We start from the raw sequence: 3,458 nt of genomic DNA on the forward strand, positions 1-3,458 counted from the left end.
CCATTGGCTTGCGGACACCGCGCGCCTGGCCCGGCGCTGCGACGAGGTGCTGGCCGCCTTCCTGCGTGGGCAGCTGTTGGTCATGCTGTGCCTGGGGGTGATCTACGCGGTGGGGCTTACCGTGATCGGGCTCAACTTCGGGCTGCTGATCGGGGTGGTCTCGGGGCTGGTCAGCATCGTGCCGTTTCTGGGCTTCATCGTGGGGCTCGGCGTTGCCCTGGTCGTGGCCTTCTTCCAGTTCGAGAGCTGGTGGGGGCTGGTCGGGGTGCTGGCCGTGTTCAGTGTCGGGCAAGTAGCGGAAAGCGTTGTATTACAACCAAAATTGTTAGGTGATAAGATCGGTCTTCATCCGGTGGCGGTGATCTTTGCAGTGCTCGCCGGGGGCAGCCTGTTCGGCTTGACCGGCGTGCTGCTGGCACTGCCCGCCGCGGCGGTCATCATGGTGCTGCTGCGCGAGGTGATCGAGCGCTACAAGAAAAGCGAGCTCTACGCGGGGGTGGAGCGGCCGATGGACGGCCCGGCACTTCCTCACCGGCTCGATCATGACACGGACAGGGAGATTCCATGAGCAGAGTACCGGCCCAGCTGCCGCTCGGCGTCGGCTTGCGTGACGATGCCACCTTCGGCAACTACTTCGCCTCGCGGGAGAACGCGTCGCTGTTGACGTCGCTGACTCGCCAGCTGGCGCCGGCCTCGGAGCCGTTCATCTATCTCTGGGGGGCACCGAAGAGCGGGCGCAGCCACCTCTTGCAGGCGGCCTGCCACGCGGCCTCGGATGCCGACAAGCGCTCGCTCTATCTGCCGCTTGCGGATCTAGGCCACTTCCCGCCGCTGATGCTCGAGGACATCGAGCGCCTCGATCTGGTCGCCATCGACGATCTTGAGTACGTGGTGGGCCGCAAGCGCTGGGAAGAGGCGCTGTTTCACGCCTTCAACCGGCTGCGCGATGCGGGCAAGGGACTGATCGTCTCGGCCAGTGCCCCGCCGCGCCAGTTGAACGTCGCGCTGTCGGATCTGGCCTCGCGGTTGAGCTGGGGGGTCACCTACCACCTGCATCCGCTGGACGATGCCGACCGGCTCGAGGCGCTCAAGCTGCGCGCCCGGGTGCGCGGCATGGAGCTTCCCGACGATGTCGCCCGCTACATCCTTCACCGCGGCCCGCGAGAGCTCGGCGAGCTGTGTCGGGCGCTGGATACCCTGGATCAGGCCTCGCTCTCCGCCAAGCGCAAGCTCACCATTCCCTTCGTCAAGTCGGCGCTCGCCTGGTAGAGCGCCTTGCACGTGGCGCCGTGTTGTCGTAAGCGGTATCGCCGACTAGGGTAATCAGGTAGCCGCGCCGCCGCGCGGAGATCGGTTCACTGAAAGGAGGCAGGCAATGCAGACACGCATCGAACGCGACAGCATGGGCGAACTCGAGGTACCCGCCAGCGCCCTGTACGGCGCCCAGACCCAGCGGGCGATCGACAACTTCCCGGTATCGCACACCCCGATGCCCACGGCGTTCGTGCACGCGGTGGCGCGCATCAAGCTTGCCGCGGCGCGCAGCAACCTGGCGTTGGGGCATCTGGACGAGCCGCGCGCCCGGGCGATCGAGAAGGCGGCGCAAGCGGTGATCGCGGGCCACCACGACGACCAGTTCCCCATCGACGTGTACCAGACCGGCTCCGGTACCTCGACCAACATGAACGTCAACGAGGTGCTGGCCACGCTCGCTTCCCGCGAGGGAGTGGAAGTGACGCCCAACGACCACGTCAACATGGGCCAGTCGAGCAACGACGTGATTCCCAGCGCCATTCACGTGGCCGCGGCCATCGCCGTGAGCGACACCCTGCGCCCGGCGCTGGTCGCCCTGCGCGAGACCATCGACCGCCGCGCCGACGAGCTCAAGGACGTGGTGAAGACCGGGCGAACGCACCTGATGGACGCCATGCCGCTGCGCATGGACCAGGAGCTCGGCGGCTGGTCGAGCCAGATCGGCCAGGCCATCGAGCGTTTCGACAGCGCCCTCGAGCGCCTCCAGCGCCTGGCCCAGGGAGGCACTGCCGTGGGCACCGGCATCAACGCGCCGGAAGGTTTCGCCGAGGCCGTGGCCAAGGAGCTCAGCGCCCAGACCGGGCTTTCCTTCGTTCCCAACGACAGCTTCTTTGCCAGCCTGTCGAGTCAGGACGCAGCCGTGGAGCTCTCCGGTCAGCTCAAGGGGCTTGCGTGTGTGATCATGAAGATCGCCAACGATCTGCGCTGGATGAACTCGGGACCGCTGGCGGGCCTGGGCGAGATCGAGCTCGAGGCGCTGCAACCGGGTAGCTCCATCATGCCGGGCAAGGTCAACCCGGTGATTCCCGAGTCCGCCGCCCAGGCCGCCGCCCAGGTGATCGGGCTCGATGCGGCGATCACCGTGGCGGGGCAGAGCGGCAACTTCCAGCTCAACGTGATGCTGCCTCTGGTGGCCACGAACCTGCTGACGTCGATCACCCTGATGAGCAACACGGCGAACCTGTTGGCCGAGCGGGCCATCGCCACCTTCAAGGTGCGCAACGCGCATCTGCAAGAGCCGCTGGCGCGCAACCCGATCCTGGTGACGGCGCTCAACGGCGTCATCGGCTACAACGCGGCGGCGGCAGTGGCCAAGAAAGCCTATCAGGCGGGAAGGCCGATCATCGATGTGGCCGAGGAGGAGACCGAGCTGGATCGCCAGACGCTCGAGCGCCTGCTCGACCCGGCCGTGCTCACCCGGGGCGGCGTGCCGGAGTAGGCCGCCCCGTAGCTGGACGGATCAGCGCTGCTGCTTTTCCGTCTGGCCTTCACGAATGGTTTCCTCGGCTTCTTCGCGCTCTTCCTCGCTCGCCTGCGGCGTTTCCTGCTCGCTCCGCTCGGCGGGGCAGTAGCAGAACGATGCCAGGATCGGAAAATGGTCGGAGCCGATTTCCGCAAGGCGCTGCATGTCCACCAACGTGAAATGCTCGGTGACGAAGATGTGATCCAGCGGCCAGCGAAGCATGGGGTAGTGGGCGTGGAAGGTACTGAACATGCCGCGCCCGCGGCGCGGGTCGAGCATGCCGCCCACGCGGCAGAAGCGCCGCGTGGTCCGTGACCAGGCCACGTCGTTGAGATCCCCCGCCACCAGCGTCGGCGCCGGCTTCTCGTGAATCTCCTGGCCCACCCACAGGAGCTCGGCATCGCGCCATAGCGATTTGTCGCTCTCGCTCGGCGCCGGCGGGCGAGGGTGGACGGCGTAGAGGCGAATGCGCTCGCCGCTTTCGAGCGTCACGTAGGTGTGGATCGACGGAATGTCTTCCTGGATCAACCACTTCACCTCGGTGTCCTCAAGGGCCAGGCGCGAGTAGAGGTGCATGCCGTAGAGGTTGTCCAGCGGCACCTTGACGCTGTGGGAGTAGCTCTCGCCCAGCGCCTCGTCGAGCCGCGCCTGCCACCAGTCGTCCGACTCCAGGGTGATGACG

General features: G+C 66.7%; 4 protein-coding genes. 3 read left to right on the forward strand and 1 reads right to left on the reverse strand.

Annotated elements, in window-relative coordinates; translation table 11 throughout:
• From BIS11_RS13275 to BIS11_RS13285, 3 genes are all read left to right on the forward strand, one after another.
• Nucleotides 1-568: AI-2E family transporter (locus BIS11_RS13275; protein WP_253586240.1), on the forward strand; the 568-nt coding region annotated here is incomplete at its 5' end.
• Nucleotides 565-1,269 carry a DnaA regulatory inactivator Hda gene (hda, locus tag BIS11_RS13280; RefSeq protein ID WP_227391020.1) on the forward strand — a complete coding sequence of 235 codons (705 nt, stop codon included), beginning with the start codon at nt 565-567 and terminating at the stop codon, nt 1,267-1,269. The genes BIS11_RS13275 and hda, both read left to right, overlap by 4 nt.
• A gap of 106 nt (nt 1,270-1,375) precedes the next feature.
• Nucleotides 1,376-2,752, forward strand: coding sequence for a lyase family protein (locus BIS11_RS13285; protein WP_253419025.1), 1,377 nt, complete (start codon nt 1,376-1,378; stop codon nt 2,750-2,752).
• A 21-nt stretch (nt 2,753-2,773) separates the two neighbouring features.
• Here the strand turns inward: BIS11_RS13285 and BIS11_RS13290 are convergent.
• Nucleotides 2,774-3,458: endonuclease/exonuclease/phosphatase family protein (locus BIS11_RS13290; RefSeq protein ID WP_253586242.1), on the reverse strand; the 685-nt coding region annotated here is incomplete at its 5' end.

Origin of the sequence: Halomonas sp. 707D4 (assembly GCF_024158685.1) — a bacterium.
Lineage (GTDB): Bacteria > Pseudomonadota > Gammaproteobacteria > Pseudomonadales > Halomonadaceae > Vreelandella.

Coding starts and splice junctions, on each gene's coding strand:
- hda (WP_227391020.1), top strand. CDS start 565: ATGAGCAGAGTACCGGCCCAGCTGCCGCTCGGCGTCGGCTTGCGTGAC.
- BIS11_RS13285 (WP_253419025.1), top strand. CDS start 1,376: ATGCAGACACGCATCGAACGCGACAGCATGGGCGAACTCGAGGTACCC.